Here is a 17177-nt window from a genome sequence, read left to right as displayed (position 1 = left end):
TAGCCTTCGCACACGATCAAAGGATGAACACTATGCGCAATTACGTCATGATTCCCGCCCTGCTGGCCCTGAGCGTCGGCCTTGCTGCCTGCTCGCACGACCCTAACGCCAACCTGGAGGCGGCCCGCACCAACTTCTCCTCGCTGCAGAGCGACCCGCAATCGAGCAAGGTGGCGGCGCTGGAGACCAAGGACGCCCAGGACTGGCTTAACAAGGCCGACAAGGCCTACATGGACCGGGAAGACCAGAAGAAGGTCGACCAACTCGCCTACCTGACCAACCAGCGTGTCGAGGTGGCCAAGCAGACCATCGCCCTGCGTACCGCCGAAGGCGAGCTGAAAAACGCCGCTGCGCAACGCGCCCAGGCCAAGCTGGACGCCCGCGACGCACAGATCGCCAAGCTGCAGGACAGCCTCAACGCCAAGCAGACCGATCGCGGTACGCTGGTCACCTTCGGGGACGTGCTGTTCGACTTCAACAAGGCCGAGCTCAAGAGCAACGCCTACCCGAACATCACCAAGCTGGCCCAGTTCCTTCAGGAAAACCCTGAGCGCAAGGTGATTGTCGAGGGCTACACCGACAGCGTCGGTTCGGCCAACTACAACCAGAGCCTGTCCGAACGCCGCGCGGGTTCCGTGCGCATGGCGCTGGTGCGTGCCGGCGTAGACCCTGCGCGCATCGTCGCCCAGGGTTACGGCAAGGAGTACCCGGTAGCGGACAACGGCAGCAATTCGGGCCGGGCGCAAAACCGTCGGGTGGAGGTGACCATCTCCAACGACAACCAGCCGGTGGCGCCACGTTCGGTGAGCCAGGTCAGCCAGTAAGACCGGTTGGCTTAACCCAAGACCCCGCCTTCCTGGCGGGGTTTTTATTTGGGCGTTTGGTCTCGTGCCTTTAGAGATGTGGTGATTGGGAGAACGAGCGCCGCCCGCGCGGCGCATCGCGGGCGGCGCTCGATTTCCCAGGCGCCACAAAAATCACTTCGCTCCCTCACTGCACCTGCTGCGGTGTTTCCTCGCCCATGCAGCGCACGGCACGCTTGCGGTTGTCCACCAGCACGCCGGTCAGGCCTTTCTGCTGGGTGTCGAACAGCACCAGCACGCCATCGACGCACTGGGCCACTTGCGGCGCCGGGTCCAGCGAAACCTTGTAGTCCTCGCCCGGGATGGTCTTGAGCATGGTGAAGTCCTGCAACAACAGGGCATCCTCGGGTTTGGCGAAATGCAGGTAACCGTAGTACCACAAGGCCCCCACCGTCACGATGATGCTGCCGACGCCGGTCAGGATCAGCGGGATGGCGTTGCGCTCTTCACTCATTGCTTGTTCTTCTCGTCAGGGTAATTGGGCACTTCGGCCAGGCGCCGAAGGCCGTTGAAATGGCTGGGGTCATCAAGGAAACGCAGCATCACCTGGCGCCAGGTAGGGTCGGCGAAGGTCTGCACATGGCCGCCTCGGGTCAGCTGCAGTACCCGTGGTGGCGGTGCGTGCTGGTACAGGCGGATGCCGTTGTCCATCGGCACCAGGTTGTCGTCGATGCTGTGGAAGAACAGCTTGGGCGGGCTGCTCAACTGCTCGATCGAACGGATTGCACTGTCGCCGTCCGGCACCAGCCACGACAGTGGCACCTGCAACGGCCAGGTCATCCATGACGTGCTGAGGGCATAGCGCCCTACCCCACGGTAACTGGCCGGTACGCCATCGAACACCAGGGCGCTGAAGCGCTGGCGCTGCTCGGGGTGGGCCGCCAGGTAGTGGATTGCCATGGCGCCGCCAAGGCTTTGCCCCAGCAGCACCAAAGGCTTGCCCTTGACCTCGGGTGCCTGGTCCAGCCAGGCCATGGCCGCCGCGATGTCTTCATACACCTCAGGCAGGGTCGGCGTGCCCTGCGACAGGCCATAGCCACGGTAATCGATCATCAGCACCTGGTAGCCCTGCTCCGGCAGCCAATAGCTACCCCCCAGGTGCCCAGGCAGGTTGCCGCCGTTGCCGTGCAAATGCAGTACCGTGCCCTTCACCTCGACTCCCGCCTTGGCCGGCAACCACCAGCCGTGCAGGCGCAGGCCGTCCGATGTGACAAGGGTGACATCGCGGTAGTCGAGTCTGGCCCGTTCGGGGGTGAATGCCTGGCCACGCTCGGGATAGAACAGCAGGCTGCTGCAGCCGCCAAGGCCCAGCAGGACCAGGCCAAGCGCCAGCAGGCGGCAGCACTCAGAGAATGTTCGCGTAGTCGGCTTCAATACGGTCCAGGCTCAGGTGGTTGAGGAAGTTGGAGAAGCACATCCACGCCGACAGTGCGTTAAGGTCGCGGAACTGTTCGGGCAGGTACTTGGGCGGCTCGACCAGCCCCTCCTCCACCAACTGGCGCAAGGTACGCATGTCTTCCAGCGTGGTCTTGCCACAGAACAGCAACGGGATCTGTTCGAGCTTGCCCTTCTTCACGGCCAACTGAATGTAGTTGTAAACCATGATGAAGCCCTTGAGGTAGGACAAGTCCTTGGTGAATGGCAGGCCATTGGGCACCGAGCCGCGGAACACCCGGCTGGCGTTGCTGTAGCTCTGCGCCATCTCGAAGCCTTGCTCGCGGAAGAAATTGAACACCTGGAGGAAATCGGCGCCCTCCTCGACCATGTGGATGGCGCGGGTGCGGTTGGTGAGCTTGCGCAGGCGGCTGGGGTAGGAAGCAAAGGCGATGACCTCCATGAGAATCGCCAGGCCTTCCTGGGTTACCGTCGACGAGGGCGGGCCCTTGGCCAGGAAGGTGCAGATCGGCTGGTTCAGGCCGTTGAGCGTGGTGCCCACATGGACCAGCCCTTCGTGTACTTCGAGGGCACGCACATCACGGCTGTTGAACATGGCATCGGCGCGCACCTTGATGTAGTCGGCGCCAGCGGCGGCATCGGCCACGATCCCGTCAGATTCGAATACCCGAATGGTCTCCTCGGCTTCACCGAACACCTTGTTCAGCCGACGCTGGAGGATATCTACGGCCTCCTTGGCGGTGAGGTTTTTCGGTTCGTCCTTGAGATCGCCACGGCCATCGATGTTGTTCAGGTAATCCGAGAGCATGAGGCCGAGGTCGGCCAAGGTCGGGTCACCGGCGTGGAAGGCATCGGAGGCGGCGCCGTACAGTTCCTGAGAGATGAGGCCGAAATCCTCGGTGCCACGCGCTTCGAGCATGCGCACCACCATGCGGTATTCGCGGCACATACGCTTCATGATCTGCCCGACCGGGTTGAACTGGCCAAGCTGGCGAATGATGTCGCGCTCGATGGCCTGGAACTCGGCCTTGACCGCGCCGGAGTCGAACGCCAGCGGGCGCGACTGGTAATAAGCGCGGTCGACGGCCGGCGGCTCCTTGCCCTTGGCCTTGAGAAAGACCTGGCGAATGTTGTCGTCCCACTTCACCGCGTCCAGTACCCGGATCGGGGTCTGGGCTGCAACGATGCGGTCGGACAAGGCGCGGATGGTTCGCTGGTATTCGTCCACCGGGGACTCCTTTCTAGTACAGGCAACTACTTGCCAGAACGCTGGAACCGCGCCACTTCAACGAACAGGTCGGAGTTGGCCGGGTCATCCAGATAGGCCAGCACCCGCGCAGCCGGGCTGTCGATCAGCACGCCGTCGCCGTTGTCTTCCGGCACCTCGGTACCACGCCCGGTCAGTTCCTTCTTGTCCACCGCCTGCTGCACCTGCTCGACGTCCAGGTTGTACACCACCAGTTCCTTGCCATCGACGATATCGAAACCGCCAATCAGGAAGTTGCCACCCAGGCGCTTGGGCACGCCGGCCGACAGGTACCAGCGGTTGCCGTGGCGGGAGACGGTGAATACATATTCCTCAGGCTTCTTGCCCTTGGCCGTGGCAACGGCCTTATAGGCATCTGCACCGCTGCGGCTGATGGTCAGCTTCAACGGCTCGCCCCAGGCGTCCTTGCTGCTCCACTTGCCCAACAGGGCCTTGGGCGCCGCCTGGTTACTCGGCAACGGCTCATGGAAGGTCACCAGACAACCGCCCAGCAGCAGGAATGACAAAGTCAACAGCACCACACGCCAGGCTTTCATCAGGTTCTCCTTGAAAAGTCGGTCTCGGCTCAGGCCGATGCCAGCACCAGCTGCAGGTATCGGGTAAGCATAGCGAGCATCTGCCCATCGGCTTGCGCATTCGCATCCTTGAGCAGGCCCTGATATTCCATCTGCTCGATAATCGCCGTCAACATTTGGGCGTCCTGTTCCGGTTGCCGCGAGCCTACCACTTGCAGCAATTGCCGGGTCCCGTGCAACAGGATCTGCTCATGGGCGCGCACCAGCTCGGCCAGGCGTGGGCACAGCAATGCCTCCTGGCGGAAGGCCTGTTCGGCCATCAGGAAGTCGCGCCGGGTCAACAGTTGCCGCTGTACGTAGTCGGCCGTCATGCGGGCCACATCGTCAGCCAGCCGCGCCCGTGCCTGCGGGCTGCCGTCGCCCTGGGCCAGCAACTGGCGCAACACGACCTCGGTGTTGGCCCACAGCTTGGCCATGTAGGCCGCGCTGCGCTCGACGTACTGAGCGAAGGTGTCGGTGAGCAGGTCTTCGATGTCCTTGAAGTAGTAGGTGGTGGCCGACAGCGGCACACCGGCCTCGGCGGCCACGGCACGGTGGCGCACACCACGCACGCCATCGCGCACGACTATGCGCATGGCGGCGTCGAGGATCAGCTGGCGGCGCTGCTCGCTGCCTTGGCGGGCAGTCTTGCGGCCTTGGTATTGCACGCTTTCGGCGACGGCGGTGGCGATGCCGGCGGCGCCTTGGTCAGGCATGGCGGGTGTCACAGGGGTTACCTCATGGGCCAGTACAGACAACATAAAGCTTCAGGCAAGAAAAAGCCGCCTCGAAAGGCGGCTCGTTCACATCACTCAGGCCTGCGGACGCATGTGCGGGAACAGGATCACGTCGCGGATCGACGGCGAGTTGGTCAGCAGCATCACCAGGCGGTCGATGCCAATGCCTTCACCGGCGGTCGGCGGCATGCCGTACTCCAGGGCACGCACGAAGTCGGCGTCGTAGTGCATGGCTTCGTCGTCACCGGCGTCCTTCTCGGCCACCTGGGCCAGGAAGCGCTCGGCCTGGTCTTCGGCATCGTTGAGCTCGGAGTAGGCGTTGGCGATTTCGCGGCCACCGATGAACAGCTCGAAGCGGTCGGTAACCGCCGGGTTGTCGTCGTTACGGCGGGCCAGCGGCGACACTTCGAACGGGTACTCGGTGATGAAGTGCGGCTGCTCCAGCTTGTGCTCGACCAGCTCTTCGAAAATCATCACCTGCAGCTTGCCCAGGCCTTCGTGGCCCAGCACCTTGGCACCGGCCTTCCTGGCGATGTCACGGGCGCGGTCGACGTCCTGCAGGTCGGCAGCGGTCAGCTCCGGGTTGTACTTGAGGATCGAGTCGAACACCGACAGGCGGGCGAACGGTTCGCCGAAGTGGAACACCTTGTCGCCGTACGGCACGTCGGTGCTGCCCAGCACCAGCAGCGCCAGCTCGCGGAACAGTTCCTCGGTGAGGTCCATGTTGTCGCGGTAGTCGGCGTAGGCCTGGTAGAACTCAAGCATGGTGAATTCTGGGTTGTGACGGGTCGAAACGCCTTCGTTACGGAAGTTGCGGTTGATCTCGAACACCTTCTCGAAGCCACCCACGACCAGGCGCTTGAGGTACAGCTCCGGCGCGATACGCAGGAACATGGCCATGTCCAGGGCGTTGTGGTGGGTTTCGAACGGCTTGGCGGCGGCACCACCCGGGATGGTCTGCAGCATCGGGGTTTCCACTTCGAGGAAGTCACGCTCGATGAGGAACTTGCGGATGTGCGAAATCACCTGCGAACGCACACGGAAGGTGTGGCGGGTTTCTTCGTTGACCATCAGGTCGACGTAACGCTGGCGGTAGCGCTGTTCGGTGTCGGTGAGGCCGTGGTGCTTGTCGGGCAGCGGGCGCAGCGACTTGGTCAGCAGGCGTACGTTGGTCATTTCGACGTACAGGTCGCCCTTGCCAGAGCGGGCCAGGGTGCCTTCGGCGCTGATGATGTCGCCCAGGTCCCAGGTTTTGACGGCGGCCAGGGTTTCTTCTGGCAGGGTTTTGCGGTTGACGTAGACCTGGATGCGACCGGTCATGTCCTGGATCACCATGAACGAGCCACGGTTGAGCATGATACGGCCGGCTACCTTGACCGGGATCGCGGCTGCTTCCAGCTCTTCCTTGGTCTTGTCCGCGTACTGCTTCTGCAGGTCGTTGCAGTAGCTGTCGCGACGGAAGTCGTTGGGGAAGGCATTGCCCTTGGCACGCTCGGCGGCAAGTTTTTCCTTGCGCAGGGCGATCAAGGCGTTTTCTTCCTGTTGCAGGTCTTGCGATTCGGTCTTGAGGTCGCTCATGTCGTCATTCTTTCCATCAGGTGTTCGTTGCCCTTTTCGGGCAGGGCACGCGACACCGGCAGTTGCCAGGTATCGCGGCAGTGGTGTGCGGCTTACAGCCCTTGCTTGAGGCTCGCTTCCAGGTACTGGTCGAGGTCGCCGTCCAGCACCTTCTGGCAATCGCTGCGCTCGACGCCGGTACGCAAGTCCTTGATGCGCGAGTCATCCAGCACGTACGAGCGGATCTGGTGGCCCCAGCCGATGTCCGACTTGCTGTCTTCCAGCGCCTGCGAGGCGGCGTTGCGTTTCTGCATTTCCAGCTCGTACAACTTGGCCCGCAGCATTTTCATGGCGGTGTCCTTGTTGGCGTGCTGGGAACGTTCGTTCTGGCAGGCCACCACGGTGTTGGTCGGTACGTGGGTGATACGTACGGCCGAGTCGGTGGTGTTAACGTGCTGACCACCGGCACCGGAGGAGCGGTAGGTGTCGATGCGCAGGTCGGACGGGTTGATCTCGATCTCGACCTTGTCGTCGATTTCGGGCGACACGAACACTGCCGAGAACGAGGTGTGACGACGGGCACCGGAGTCGAACGGGCTCTTGCGCACCAGACGGTGCACGCCGATTTCAGTCCGCAGCCAGCCGAAGGCGTATTCACCCTTGATGTGCACGGTCGCGCCTTTGATACCGGCGACTTCGCCTTCGGAGAGCTCGATGATGGTGGCGTCGAAACCACGCTTGTCGGCCCAACGCAGGTACATGCGCAGCAGGATGTTGGCCCAGTCCTGCGCTTCGGTACCACCGGACCCGGCCTGGATGTCCAGGTAGGCGTTGTTCATGTCCATCTCGCCGCTGAACATGCGACGGAACTCAAGCTGGGCCAGGTTTTCTTCCAGGCCTTCCAGCTCGGTCACGACGTCGCTGACGGCGCCTTCGTCATTTTCCTCGACGGCCATGTCGAGCAGGTCCTGGCAGTCGCCCAGGCCGTTGGACAGTTTGTCCAGGGTCTCGACGACCTGGGCCAGCATGGCACGCTCACGGCCCAGGGCCTGGGCGTACTCGGGTTTGTTCCAGACGTTCGGGTCTTCCAGCTCGCGGTTGACTTCGATCAGGCGGTCATGCTTGTGATCGTAGTCAAAGATACCCCCGAATTGACTGGGAACGCTCGGTGAGGTCCTTGATGGTGTTCAGGATCGGTTGGATTTCCATGGGCTGGCTACTCGTGCGAATTCGGTGAAAAGCCCGCGAGTATAACCGAGTCCGCCGCACGGCGGCAGACCCGCCGGGCAGTCAGCACACGCGAAAAGACCAACAAAAAACCCATGTCAGGCGATGCCGACCTGGTTACGGCCGCCATTCTTGGCCAGGTACAGGCCTTTGTCCGCCGCAGAAATCAACTGCCGGCAATGGCTGCCGACGGCCGGGGTCTGGGTGGCCAGGCCAATGCTCACGGTCAGGTACGAGTCGGCCACTGGCGCGGTATGCGGGATGCCCAGCCCCAATACGGTCTGGCGCAGCTTCTCGGCCACCAGGCGTGCCCCACCAGGCGAGGTGTTGGGCAGTACCAGGGCAAACTCCTCGCCGCCATAACGTGCCGGCAGGTCGGTGGGCCGCGAACACGAAGCCCGAATGGCTTCGGCGACCTGGCGCAACGCCTCGTCGCCGGCCAGGTGACCAAAGCTGTCGTTATAGGCCTTGAAGTAGTCGACGTCGATCATCAGCAACGACAACTGCTGTTGTTCACGCATCGCCCGGCGCCACTCCAGCTCCAGGTACTCGTCGAAGTGGCGGCGGTTGGACAGCCCGGTCAGGCCATCGGAGTTCATCAGACGCTGCAGCATCAGGTTGGAATCGAGCAACTGCTGCTGGCTGACGCGCAGGGCACGGTAGGCCTCGTCGCGTTGCAGCAGGGTGAGGTACGAGCGCGAGTGGTAGCGGATACGCGCCACCAGCTCGATGGTGTCGGGCAACTTGACCAGGTAATCGTTGGCACCGGCGGCAAAGGCCGCGCTCTTGACCAGCGGGTCTTCCTTGGTCGACAGAACGATGATCGGGATGTCCTGGGTCGCCGGGTTGTTACGGTATTCGCGCACCAGGGTCAAGCCGTCCAGGCCAGGCATGATCAGGTCCTGAAGGATGACCGTGGGCTTGATGCGCATGGCCTGGGTCACCGCCTGGTGCGGGTCGGCGCAGAAGTGGAAGTCGATGTTGTCTTCATTGGCCAGGCCACGCCGCACCGCTTCGCCGATCATGGCCTGGTCGTCGACCAGCAGCACCATCGCCGAGTTTTCGTTGGGGGTCGCGAAACCTTCGATCGGTAAATCATTCATACCTGTTCACCCGATCACGACCGGTCTGGCGGCGTGATTCAATACATTTCGTCATTTTGCGAAAAATTCCATCAAGCGCCCGGCGATGCGTTCCAGCGGGCGGATTTCCACGGCGGCATCGATGGCCGCAGCGGCCTTGGGCATGCCGTACACCGCACTGCTGGCCTGGTCCTGGGCAATGGTCAGAAAACCCTGCTGACGCATCAGTTTCAGGCCTTGGGCGCCGTCGCGCCCCATGCCGGTAAGCAGCACACCCACCGCATCGCCATTCCAGTAACGTGCCACGCTCTCGAAGAACACATCGATCGAGGGCCGGTAGATTTCATTGACAGGTTCGGCAGTGTAGGCCAGTTGGCCGTTCTGTAGCAGCCGAATGTGGTGGTTGGTACCGGCCAGCAACACCTGCCCGGGCTGCGGTGGTTCGCCTTCACGGGCCAGGCGCACCGGCAGGCCCGCTGCGCTGCTGAGCCATTCGGCCATGCCGGCGGCAAACACCTGGTCCACATGCTGGACCAGCACGATGGCCGCCGGAAACGCGGCCGGCAAGCCCTTGAGCAGTACTTCAAGCGCTGCCGGGCCACCCGCCGACGAGCCGATCGCCACCAGCCCGCGACGTTGGGAAGCCTCGCGCAGCGGTGTCGCCACCGGCCTTGCTGCCGGGGCTCGCTGCTGGCCGACCAGCCAGCCGATATTGAGAATTTTGCGCAGCAGTGGTGCAGCCGCTTCACGGGCATCACCAGCCCCCAGCGCCGGCGTATCGACCACGTCGAGGGCGCCATGGCCCATGGCCTCGAACACCCGATGCACGTTCTGTTTGCGATCGACCGTAACGATGACGATGGCGCACGGGGTTTCGGCCATGATCCGCCGGGTGGCCTCCACGCCGTCCATGACCGGCATGATCAGGTCCATGAGGATCAGGTCCGGCAACTGTTCGGTGCAACGCTGCACCGCTTCGGCGCCATTGCTGGCTACCCACACCACCTGGTGCGCGGGCTCGAAGGCGACAGCGCGACGCAGCGCCTCGACGGCGATGGGCATGTCATTGACGATGGCGATCTTCATCCCTGAGCACCTCCGATCAGCTCCACCACAGCATCCAGCAACGCATCGTCGTGGAAACTGGCCTTTGCCAAATAGTAGTCAGCGCCGGCATCCAGGCCGCGCCGTCGGTCTTCCTCACGGTCTTTGTAGGACACCACCATCACGGGCAGCGATTGCAGGCGCTGATCGCGGCGCACCAGGGTCACCAGTTCGATACCGTCCATGCGCGGCATGTCGATGTCGGTGATCAGCAAGTCGAAGTCCTCGCCGCGCAGGGCGTTCCAGCCGTCCATGCCATCCACCGCCACCGCCACGTCGTAGCCACGGTTACCCAGCAGCTTGCGCTGCAGTTCGCGCACGGTCAGCGAGTCATCGACTACCAGCACCCGCTTGCGGGTCACGCCACGAACGCCACTGCTGCCGCGCTCGATGCGTTCCAGGCTGCCGGTGCTGAGCAGTTTTTCCACCGAGCGCAGCAAGTCTTCGACATCGACGATCAGTACCACCGAGCCATCATCCAGCAAGGCGCCGGAGGAAATGTCCTGCACCTTGCCCAGCCGGGGGTCGAGAGGCATCACCACCAACACACGCTCGCCCACCAGCCGCTCCACGGCCACGCCGTAGAGTTGCTCGCGCTCTCGGATTACCACCACACGCAGGCTGGCTTCGTCACTTTGCCTGGCTGGACGGTTGAGCAACTGGCTGGCCGCCACCAGGCCAATGTGCCGGCCTTCGTGCCAGAAGTGCTGACGGCCTTCGATCTGAACGATCTGTTCAGCGGTCACTTCCAGCGTGCGTTCGATATGGGCCAGCGGGAAGGCGTAGGCTTCACCGCCCACCTCGACCACCAGGCTACGCACCACCGACAGGGTCAGCGGCACCTGCAAATGGAAGCGACAGCCCTGCCCCGCCACCTGCGTCAGCTCGATCGAGCCGCGCAGTTCGCGAACCATGTGCTGCACCGCATCCAGCCCCACGCCGCGCCCGGACACTTCGGTGACCTTGTCACGCAAGCTGAAACCGGGCAGGAACAGGAACGTCAGCAGCTCCGCATCGCTCATCCGCGCCACCGTGTCGGCAGGTGACAGGGCACGCTCGACGATGCTGCTGCGCAGGCGCTCCAGGTCGATGCCGGCACCATCGTCGATCAACTCCAGGCTGAGCATGCCGGCCTGGTGCGAAGCGCGCAGGCGGATCACACCCTCGCTTGGCTTACCCGCCAGCAGCCGCCTTTCTGGCAGTTCGATACCGTGGTCGACGGCATTGCGTAACAGGTGAGTCAGGGGCGCTTCGAGCTTTTCCAGCACATCGCGGTCGACCTGGGTCTTCTCGCCGTCCACCACCAGTCGCACCGGTTTACCCAGCGAGCGCCCAAGGTCACGCACCATACGGCTTTGCCCGGTCAACACGTCGGCGAACGGGCGCATCCGGCAGGCCAGGGCGGTGTCGTAGAGCAACTGCGCACGCTGGCTGGCTTGCCAGCCGAACTCGTCCAGGTCAGCCGCCTGCTGCTGCAGGATTTGCTGGGTTTCCGCCAGCAGCCGCTGGGTTTGCGCCAGGGCTTCGAGCACCTCGTTGCTTTGGCCACTGTCCTCCAGTTGCAAGCGCAGGCCGTCGAGCGCCTGCATGCCCTGACCGTGCATGCGTTTGAGGCGCTGCAAAGTGGCCAGGTACGGCTTGAGCCGCTGGGTTTCCACGAGCGACTTGCTGGACAGGTCGAGCAGGCTGTTAAGGCGGTCGGCGGTGACACGCAGTACCCGCTCGCCACCTTCGCCAACGCGCTTGCCGGGTTTGCGCCGCAGGGCAGGCTCGGGCTCCGGCTCGGGTTCAGCCGGGTCCACTGGCACTACCGCCGGTTCAAACGGCAAGGTTGCCACCAGCGGTTCCGCTTGCAGGGGGGCCGCCAGCGGCACCGCAGGCACGGTTGCAGCGCCAGGGTCGAGCAAGCTGGCCATTTGCGCAAGAAATACCGGCAAGGTCGCCTGCGCCACGGCATCGCCTGGTGTGGCGATGCGCATCAGCAAGTCGGTCCCCTGCAACAGCGCGTCGATGTGCTCGGCGCTCAACCGCAAGCGACCCTCCTGGGCGGCTACCAGGCAATCTTCCATGACGTGGGCGACACTCACGCCGGCATCCACCCCGACGATACGCGCGGCCCCCTTCAGCGAATGGGCGGCGCGCATGCAGGCCTCAAGCTGGTCGGCCTGGGTGGGGTTGCGCTCCAGCGCCATCAGGCCGGCGCTGAGCACCTGGGTTTGCGCCTCGGCCTCCAGGCTGAACAGCTCGAGCAACGATGCATCGCGCATTTGCTCTGGGGTCATGACAGGCTCCGCTGCACGGCAGACAGTAAGTGTTGATCGTCCAGCACTCGCACGCTACGGCCGCGCCACTGCAGCACTGCGGCAGTGAAGCGCGTGGCGTCCTGGCCACTGTCCAGCAGCAGCGGGTCGAGCCGGTGAATACCGTCGATTTCCTCTACGGCCATTACCACAGGGCCACCTTCGGCAGCCAGAATCAGCATGCGTGGCATCACCCTGCCGCTACGTTGCTCGGCGGTGCCGGCTTGTACGCCCAGCAAATCGGCCAGTGACAGGCACGGCACCAGGGCACCGCGAACATTGGCAACCCCCTGCAACACCCGCGAGCGCTGGTGCGGCAGCGAATGCACAGCCTGCAATGGGGCGATTTCGGCCAGGCTGGCGGTGGCCAGTGCCAACCACTCTTCGCCCAGACGGAACAACAGCATGGAACGGCCAGTGTTTTCCTCGACCGGCTGCGCCGCCGCGGCCTGGTGGTCCTGCATCAGTGCGTAGCGGTCAAGCAGGCGTGTGGCCGCTGCCGCATACACGTCGCAATTGCGACAGTGAACATGACGTTCCAACAGTGGGCATTGCTTGTCGCCGTGCACACCAATACGGTTCCAGCAATCGTCGATGTGCGCGTCGTCTTCGGCGAGTAGCTGCATCGCAGAGTCACCCTTCATCGTTCAGGCTCCCGGCCAACCCGCGCTGCACGCTCCTGCAGGCGTCGGGCACCGGCCTGGTCGCCCTGGGCCGCCAGCAAGGCCGCCAGGTGCACCAGCGCCTCAGGGTGTTGCGGCTCAAGGTACAGCGCCTTGCGGTAGTGGGTCAGTGCCTGTTGCGCATCGCCGTCGGTATCACTGAGCAACCCCAGCCAGTAGTAAACCTGTGCCGACGGCGCGTACTGGCCCAGGTAGCGCTGGCATTCGGCACGCGCCTGTTCGCTGGCGCCAGCATTGGCAAGCTGGGCGATACTGGCCAGCAGTTCGTTTGCGTCCTCACGTTTGGGTTCGCGGGCCGGCGCGGGTCTAGCGACCACCGGTACTGCCCGTAACGGACGCGGCAATGGCGCGACGGGGGGTGGATAACCCACCGAGGCCTGCGGTAGCACGGTACGCCGTGCAGGTTGTGCCGGGGCCACGACCTGTGGGGCGCTACTGCCTTGTTGGCGCACGTAGGCGAACGATTGGGCAATGCCCAGCGGGCGCATCCCCATCCGCGCCAGCAAGCTGCCTTCGGCCGGGCCGATGAACAACACACCCTGGGGATGCAGCAGACGCTTGAGCACTTCGAACACACGCTGCTGGGTCGCCACGTCAAAGTAGATCAACAGATTGCGGCAGAACACGAAGTCGTACAGGCCATCGCGGGTGGCCAACGCTGGGTCGAGCACATTGCCCACTTGCAGGCTCACTTGCTGCTGCACCCGATCATGCAGGCGATGGCCTTCGTCGAGGGCATCGAAGTAGCGCTCGCGAAAGCCCAGGTCGCTGCCCCGGAAGGCGTTGCGCCCGTATACGGCCTTCCCGGCCTTGGCCACCGAATTGGGGCTGATGTCCATGCCGTCGATCAGGAACGCCCCCGGCGCGATGCCGGCGTCGAGCAGGGCCATGGCCAGGGAATAGGGCTCCTCGCCTGTCGAGCATGGCAGGCTGAGCAGGCGCAGTGGCCGTGCCCCGGCCAATTCGGCCAGGCGCTTGTGTGCCAGGCTGGCCAGGGCTGTGAAGGATTCCGGGTAGCGGAAGAACCAGGTTTCCGGGACGATCACCGCTTCGATCAACGCCTGTTGTTCATCGGCCGACTGCTGCAGGCGCAGCCAGTAATCATCCAGGTCGATGGCGTTCATGGCCACGCAACGCTGGCGCAGCGCGCGCTCGACCATGGGCGCACCCACCGATTCGACGTCCAGGCCAATGCGCTCGCGCAAGAAACGGAAGAAACGTTCGTTCATGTCGGCATCCCTGTCGGCTCAACCGTGTACAGCAGTTGGTGCACGGCATCTGGCAACAGATCGTTGACCTCGATGCGTTGCAGCAGGCCTTGGTCATCCTGGCGTACAGGCCCCAGGTAAGGGGCTTCGCCGCTGTCCACACCATAGGGCTGGAACTCGTCGGGGTGGCAGCGCAACGTCTCGGTGGCCTGCTCCAGGATCAGCCCCAGTTGCAGGCCACCCCGATAATGCACCAACACCAGACGGGTACTGGTGCGGTGTGCCGCTGGCTGGCCAAAACTCAGCGCAGCAAGGTCGATCACCGGTACCAGTTGCCCACGATGGGAAAGGATGCCCGCGACCCAGCCTGGCGCCTGGGCTATCGGTTTGAGCGGCTGGCGCGGCAACACCTCGATGACCTCGTGCACGCTCAGGGCAAAACGCTGTTCCCCGATACGAAACTGCAGGTACAGCGCCCCTTTGGCGTTGTCCGCCCGTGCGGCGTGCGGTTGCAAGTGGTTCATCGCGGTCAGACTTTGAAGCGCGACACGCCGCCACGCAGGCCGGCGGCCACCTGGCTCAGCTCATCGATGGCAAAACTGGCCTGGCGCAGCGACTCGACAGTCTGGGTGCTGGCATCGCTGAGCTGGGCCAGCGCCTGGTTGATCTGCTCGGCACCGGTCGCCTGGGCCTGCATGCCTTCGTTGACCATCAGCACACGCGGCGCCAAAGCCTGCACCTGGTGAATGATCTGGCTGAGCTGCTCGCCCACCTGTTGCACCTCGAACATGCCGCGGCGCACCTCTTCGGAGAACTTGTCCATGCCCATGACCCCGGCCGATACCGCCGACTGGATCTCGCGCACCATCTGCTCGATGTCGTAGGTGGCCACGGCGGTCTGGTCGGCCAGGCGGCGCACTTCAGTGGCCACCACGGCAAAGCCACGGCCGTACTCGCCGGCTTTTTCCGCTTCGATGGCAGCGTTGAGCGACAGCAGGTTGGTCTGGTCGGCGACCTTGACGATGGTCACCACCATCTGGGTGATGTTGCTGGCCTTTTCATTGAGGATGCCGAGCTTGGCATTGACCAGGTCGGCAGCGCCCATCACCTGGTGCATGGTCTCCTCCATGCGCGCCAGGCCCTGCTGGCCGGAGCCTGCAAGGCTGGAAGCCTGGTCGGCAGCCGAGGTGACTTCGGTCATGGTGCGCACCAGGTCACGCGAGGTGGCGGCAATCTCCCGCGAGGTAGCGCCAATTTCCGTGGTGGTGGCGGCCGTCTCGGTAGCGGTGGCCTGCTGTTGTTTGGATGTAGCGGCGATTTCAGTGACCGAAGTGGTTACCTGCACCGACGAGCGCTGGGCCTGGGCCACCAGGTTGGCCAGTGCCTCGGCCATTTCGTTGAAACCGCTTTCGATGGCGCCGAACTCGTCTTTGCGGTCCAGGCTCAGGCGCATGCTCAGGTCGCCGGAGCGCAGCTTGTCGAGGGCATGGACGATGCGGTGCATGGGGGCGGTGATGGCACGCATCAGCAACAGGCCGCAAATGCCGGCGGCGACGATTGCCAGCAGCAGCGAAACCACCATGCTGCCTTTGGCCGTGCTCACGGCGCTGACGATTTCGTTGGTGGCCGCGTCGGCAGAAGCCCGGTTGTTCTCGATCACTTCATTCAGGTGTTTGCGCCCGTCCACCCAGGCAGGGGTGAGTACATCGGTAATCAGTCGCTGGGCTTCGTCGTAATTGTGCTGGCGATAAGCATCCAGTACCTGGCCTATCAGCTTCATGTAGGTCTCTTCGAGCTGAACGAAGGCGTCGAAGCGGGTCTGGTCGTCTTTTTCTTGAATGGTGGCCTGGTAGCTGGCCATGTGTTGCTTGAGCCTGTCTTCAAAGCTTTTGAACAGCTCCATGTCGGCCGAAGTGATTTCGCGGTGGTTGGACAGCCCCACCAGTTGCTGGCTGGTGACATAGCTGTCGACCCAGGCACTGCGGATCATCGAGCTGTAGTAGACCCCGGGAATGCTGTCGGTCCCCACGGCCTCTTCGGCGGTTTCGATGGCGACCAACCGCGAGTAGGCGGCCACGATCATCAGCAGCATGATGGCGATGATCACGGCGAAACTTGCCAGGATCCGTTGGCGCAAGGTCCAGTTCTTCACATTCAGCCCTCAGGAATTCACAACGAGCGGGAAAATCGCCGAAGTATAGCCCAGAGGCCTTACAGATTTGCGGGTGAAATGAGGGGTAAACAGGCATCCCTACTGATGGACATGCCACTGGGGCTGCTTTGCAGCCCCAGTGCGCTCAATCACTGGCCTGCGGCTATCCGTGCCTGGCTCTCCAGTTCCTGGCGCAGCGCCGGGTCCAGGCGCAGTTGGCGGGCCAGTTCATCCAGGTAGGCACGCTCCATGAAGTTTTCCTGATCGACCATCAACACGCTGGCCAGGTACATCTCGGCCGCCATCTCTGGCGTTTGCGCAGCGCGGGCCACTTCGGCCGGGTCCAGCGGTTTGTTCAGTTCGGCATGCAGCCAGTGCTGCAGTTCGCGGTCGCTGTCCAGGCGGGTGAATTCACCTTCGATCAGCGCCCGCTCGCGCTCGTCGATGTGGCCATCGGACTTGGCCGCCGCCACCAGCGCCCGCAGCACGGCCTGGCTGTGCTGCTCGGCCTGGGCGGGCGGCAGGCGGTCGACGGTTTGCGGTTCGGCTGCGGCCACCCGCTGGTTGGCCTGCCAGTTGCCGTAGGCTTTATAGGCCAGCACCCCCAGCGCGGCCAGGCCACCGTAGGTCAGGGCCTTGCCGCCGTACTTGCGGGCCTTCTTGCTACCCAGCAGCAGGCCCAGTGCCCCGCCACCCAACAGGCCGCCACCGGCTCCGGACAACAGCCCGCCAAGCCCACCGGCAGCGCCGCCAGCCTTGCTGGCGCCCCCTTGCTTTTCGAGCAGTTGCTGGCCGGATTTGAGGAGTTGATCAAGCAAGCCCCGGGTGTTCATTCGCGTGTCTCCACGTAAGGAAATTCAATCGCCAGAGTAAGGCTTGGCGCAGTACACGCCATCGTGGATTTGCTTCGGGATGTTGCATTGGCTGGCAAAAAGCCAACTAGACTCGATATCGCCAATACCTCGCGCAACCGCACTACGCTTATAACAATTGCTTCACGGCTTGCTTGATGACTGCCCCGACCAAGATCTCCAAGAAGAGGGAACAC

General features: G+C 63.5%; 16 protein-coding genes. 1 reads left to right on the top strand and 15 read right to left on the bottom strand.

Going from position 1 to position 17177, the window contains the following annotated elements; all coding sequences use genetic code 11:
* Positions 1-32: 32 nt before the first annotated feature.
* Positions 33-824, top strand: a complete 792-nt coding sequence (locus D906_RS18980; RefSeq protein WP_016712967.1) for an OmpA family protein — start codon at positions 33-35, stop codon at positions 822-824.
* 166 nt (positions 825-990) lie between these two features.
* Here D906_RS18980 and D906_RS18975 read toward each other — a convergent pair whose 3' ends face one another.
* From D906_RS18975 to D906_RS18905, 15 genes are all read right to left on the bottom strand, one after another.
* Entirely contained in the window at positions 991-1317 is a 327-nt protein-coding gene (locus D906_RS18975; protein ID WP_003252219.1) for a hypothetical protein, read from the bottom strand.
* Positions 1314-2237, bottom strand: a complete 924-nt coding sequence (locus tag D906_RS18970; protein WP_025753736.1) for an alpha/beta hydrolase — start codon at positions 2235-2237, stop codon at positions 1314-1316. The genes D906_RS18975 and D906_RS18970 overlap by 4 nt, the downstream gene beginning before the upstream one ends.
* Positions 2209-3486 (bottom strand): flavohemoglobin expression-modulating QEGLA motif protein, encoded by a 1278-nt coding sequence (locus D906_RS18965; protein WP_027615512.1) that lies wholly within the window; start codon positions 3484-3486, stop codon positions 2209-2211. Before D906_RS18965 ends, D906_RS18970 begins: the two co-directional genes overlap by 29 nt.
* A gap of 26 nt (positions 3487-3512) precedes the next feature.
* Complete coding sequence (locus tag D906_RS18960; RefSeq protein WP_016712970.1) at positions 3513-4061, bottom strand: hypothetical protein; 549 nt, start codon at positions 4059-4061, stop codon at positions 3513-3515.
* Positions 4062-4090: 29 nt separating this feature from the next.
* Complete coding sequence (locus tag D906_RS18955) at positions 4091-4795, bottom strand: TetR/AcrR family transcriptional regulator (RefSeq protein ID WP_016712971.1); 705 nt, start codon at positions 4793-4795, stop codon at positions 4091-4093.
* A 96-nt stretch (positions 4796-4891) separates the two neighbouring features.
* Positions 4892-6394 carry a lysine--tRNA ligase gene (gene lysS / locus D906_RS18950; RefSeq protein ID WP_019097638.1) on the bottom strand — a complete coding sequence of 501 codons (1503 nt, stop codon included), beginning with the start codon at positions 6392-6394 and terminating at the stop codon, positions 4892-4894.
* A gap of 92 nt (positions 6395-6486) precedes the next feature.
* A protein-coding gene (gene prfB / locus D906_RS18945; RefSeq protein ID WP_097083287.1) for a peptide chain release factor 2 occupies positions 6487-7582 on the bottom strand; the annotation gives its coding sequence in 2 pieces (ribosomal slippage) (positions 6487-7509 and positions 7511-7582; 1095 coding nt in all).
* Positions 7583-7698: 116 nt separating this feature from the next.
* Positions 7699-8703, bottom strand: a complete 1005-nt coding sequence (gene wspR, locus D906_RS18940; RefSeq protein WP_027615511.1) for a Wsp signal transduction system regulator diguanylate cyclase WspR — start codon at positions 8701-8703, stop codon at positions 7699-7701.
* A gap of 51 nt (positions 8704-8754) precedes the next feature.
* On the bottom strand, positions 8755-9768 hold the full coding sequence (gene wspF / locus D906_RS18935) for a Wsp signal transduction system protein-glutamate methylesterase WspF (RefSeq protein WP_019097640.1): 1014 nt from the start codon (positions 9766-9768) through the stop codon (positions 8755-8757).
* On the bottom strand, positions 9765-12068 hold the full coding sequence (locus D906_RS18930; protein WP_027615510.1) for a hybrid sensor histidine kinase/response regulator: 2304 nt from the start codon (positions 12066-12068) through the stop codon (positions 9765-9767). Before D906_RS18930 ends, wspF begins: the two co-directional genes overlap by 4 nt.
* Positions 12065-12730 carry a chemotaxis protein CheW gene (locus tag D906_RS18925; RefSeq protein ID WP_019097642.1) on the bottom strand — a complete coding sequence of 222 codons (666 nt, stop codon included), beginning with the start codon at positions 12728-12730 and terminating at the stop codon, positions 12065-12067. The genes D906_RS18930 and D906_RS18925 overlap by 4 nt, the downstream gene beginning before the upstream one ends.
* Complete coding sequence (locus D906_RS18920) at positions 12727-13998, bottom strand: protein-glutamate O-methyltransferase CheR (RefSeq protein ID WP_027615509.1); 1272 nt, start codon at positions 13996-13998, stop codon at positions 12727-12729. The genes D906_RS18925 and D906_RS18920 overlap by 4 nt, the downstream gene beginning before the upstream one ends.
* The gene (locus D906_RS18915) at positions 13995-14501 is read right to left on the bottom strand and encodes a chemotaxis protein CheW (protein ID WP_016712980.1); all 507 of its coding nucleotides are present in this window, start codon (positions 14499-14501) and stop codon (positions 13995-13997) included. The genes D906_RS18920 and D906_RS18915 overlap by 4 nt, the downstream gene beginning before the upstream one ends.
* A 5-nt stretch (positions 14502-14506) precedes the next feature.
* On the bottom strand, positions 14507-16129 hold the full coding sequence (locus D906_RS18910) for a methyl-accepting chemotaxis protein (protein ID WP_027615508.1): 1623 nt from the start codon (positions 16127-16129) through the stop codon (positions 14507-14509).
* 149 nt (positions 16130-16278) lie between these two features.
* Entirely contained in the window at positions 16279-16962 is a 684-nt protein-coding gene (locus D906_RS18905; protein ID WP_019097644.1) for a tellurite resistance TerB family protein, read from the bottom strand.
* Positions 16963-17177: the final 215 nt, after the last annotated feature.

It is taken from the genome of Pseudomonas sp. LAIL14HWK12:I1, assembly GCF_003202095.1.
Taxonomy (GTDB): domain Bacteria; phylum Pseudomonadota; class Gammaproteobacteria; order Pseudomonadales; family Pseudomonadaceae; genus Aquipseudomonas; species Aquipseudomonas monteilii.
This window is presented reverse-complemented; position numbering and strand designations above follow the sequence as displayed.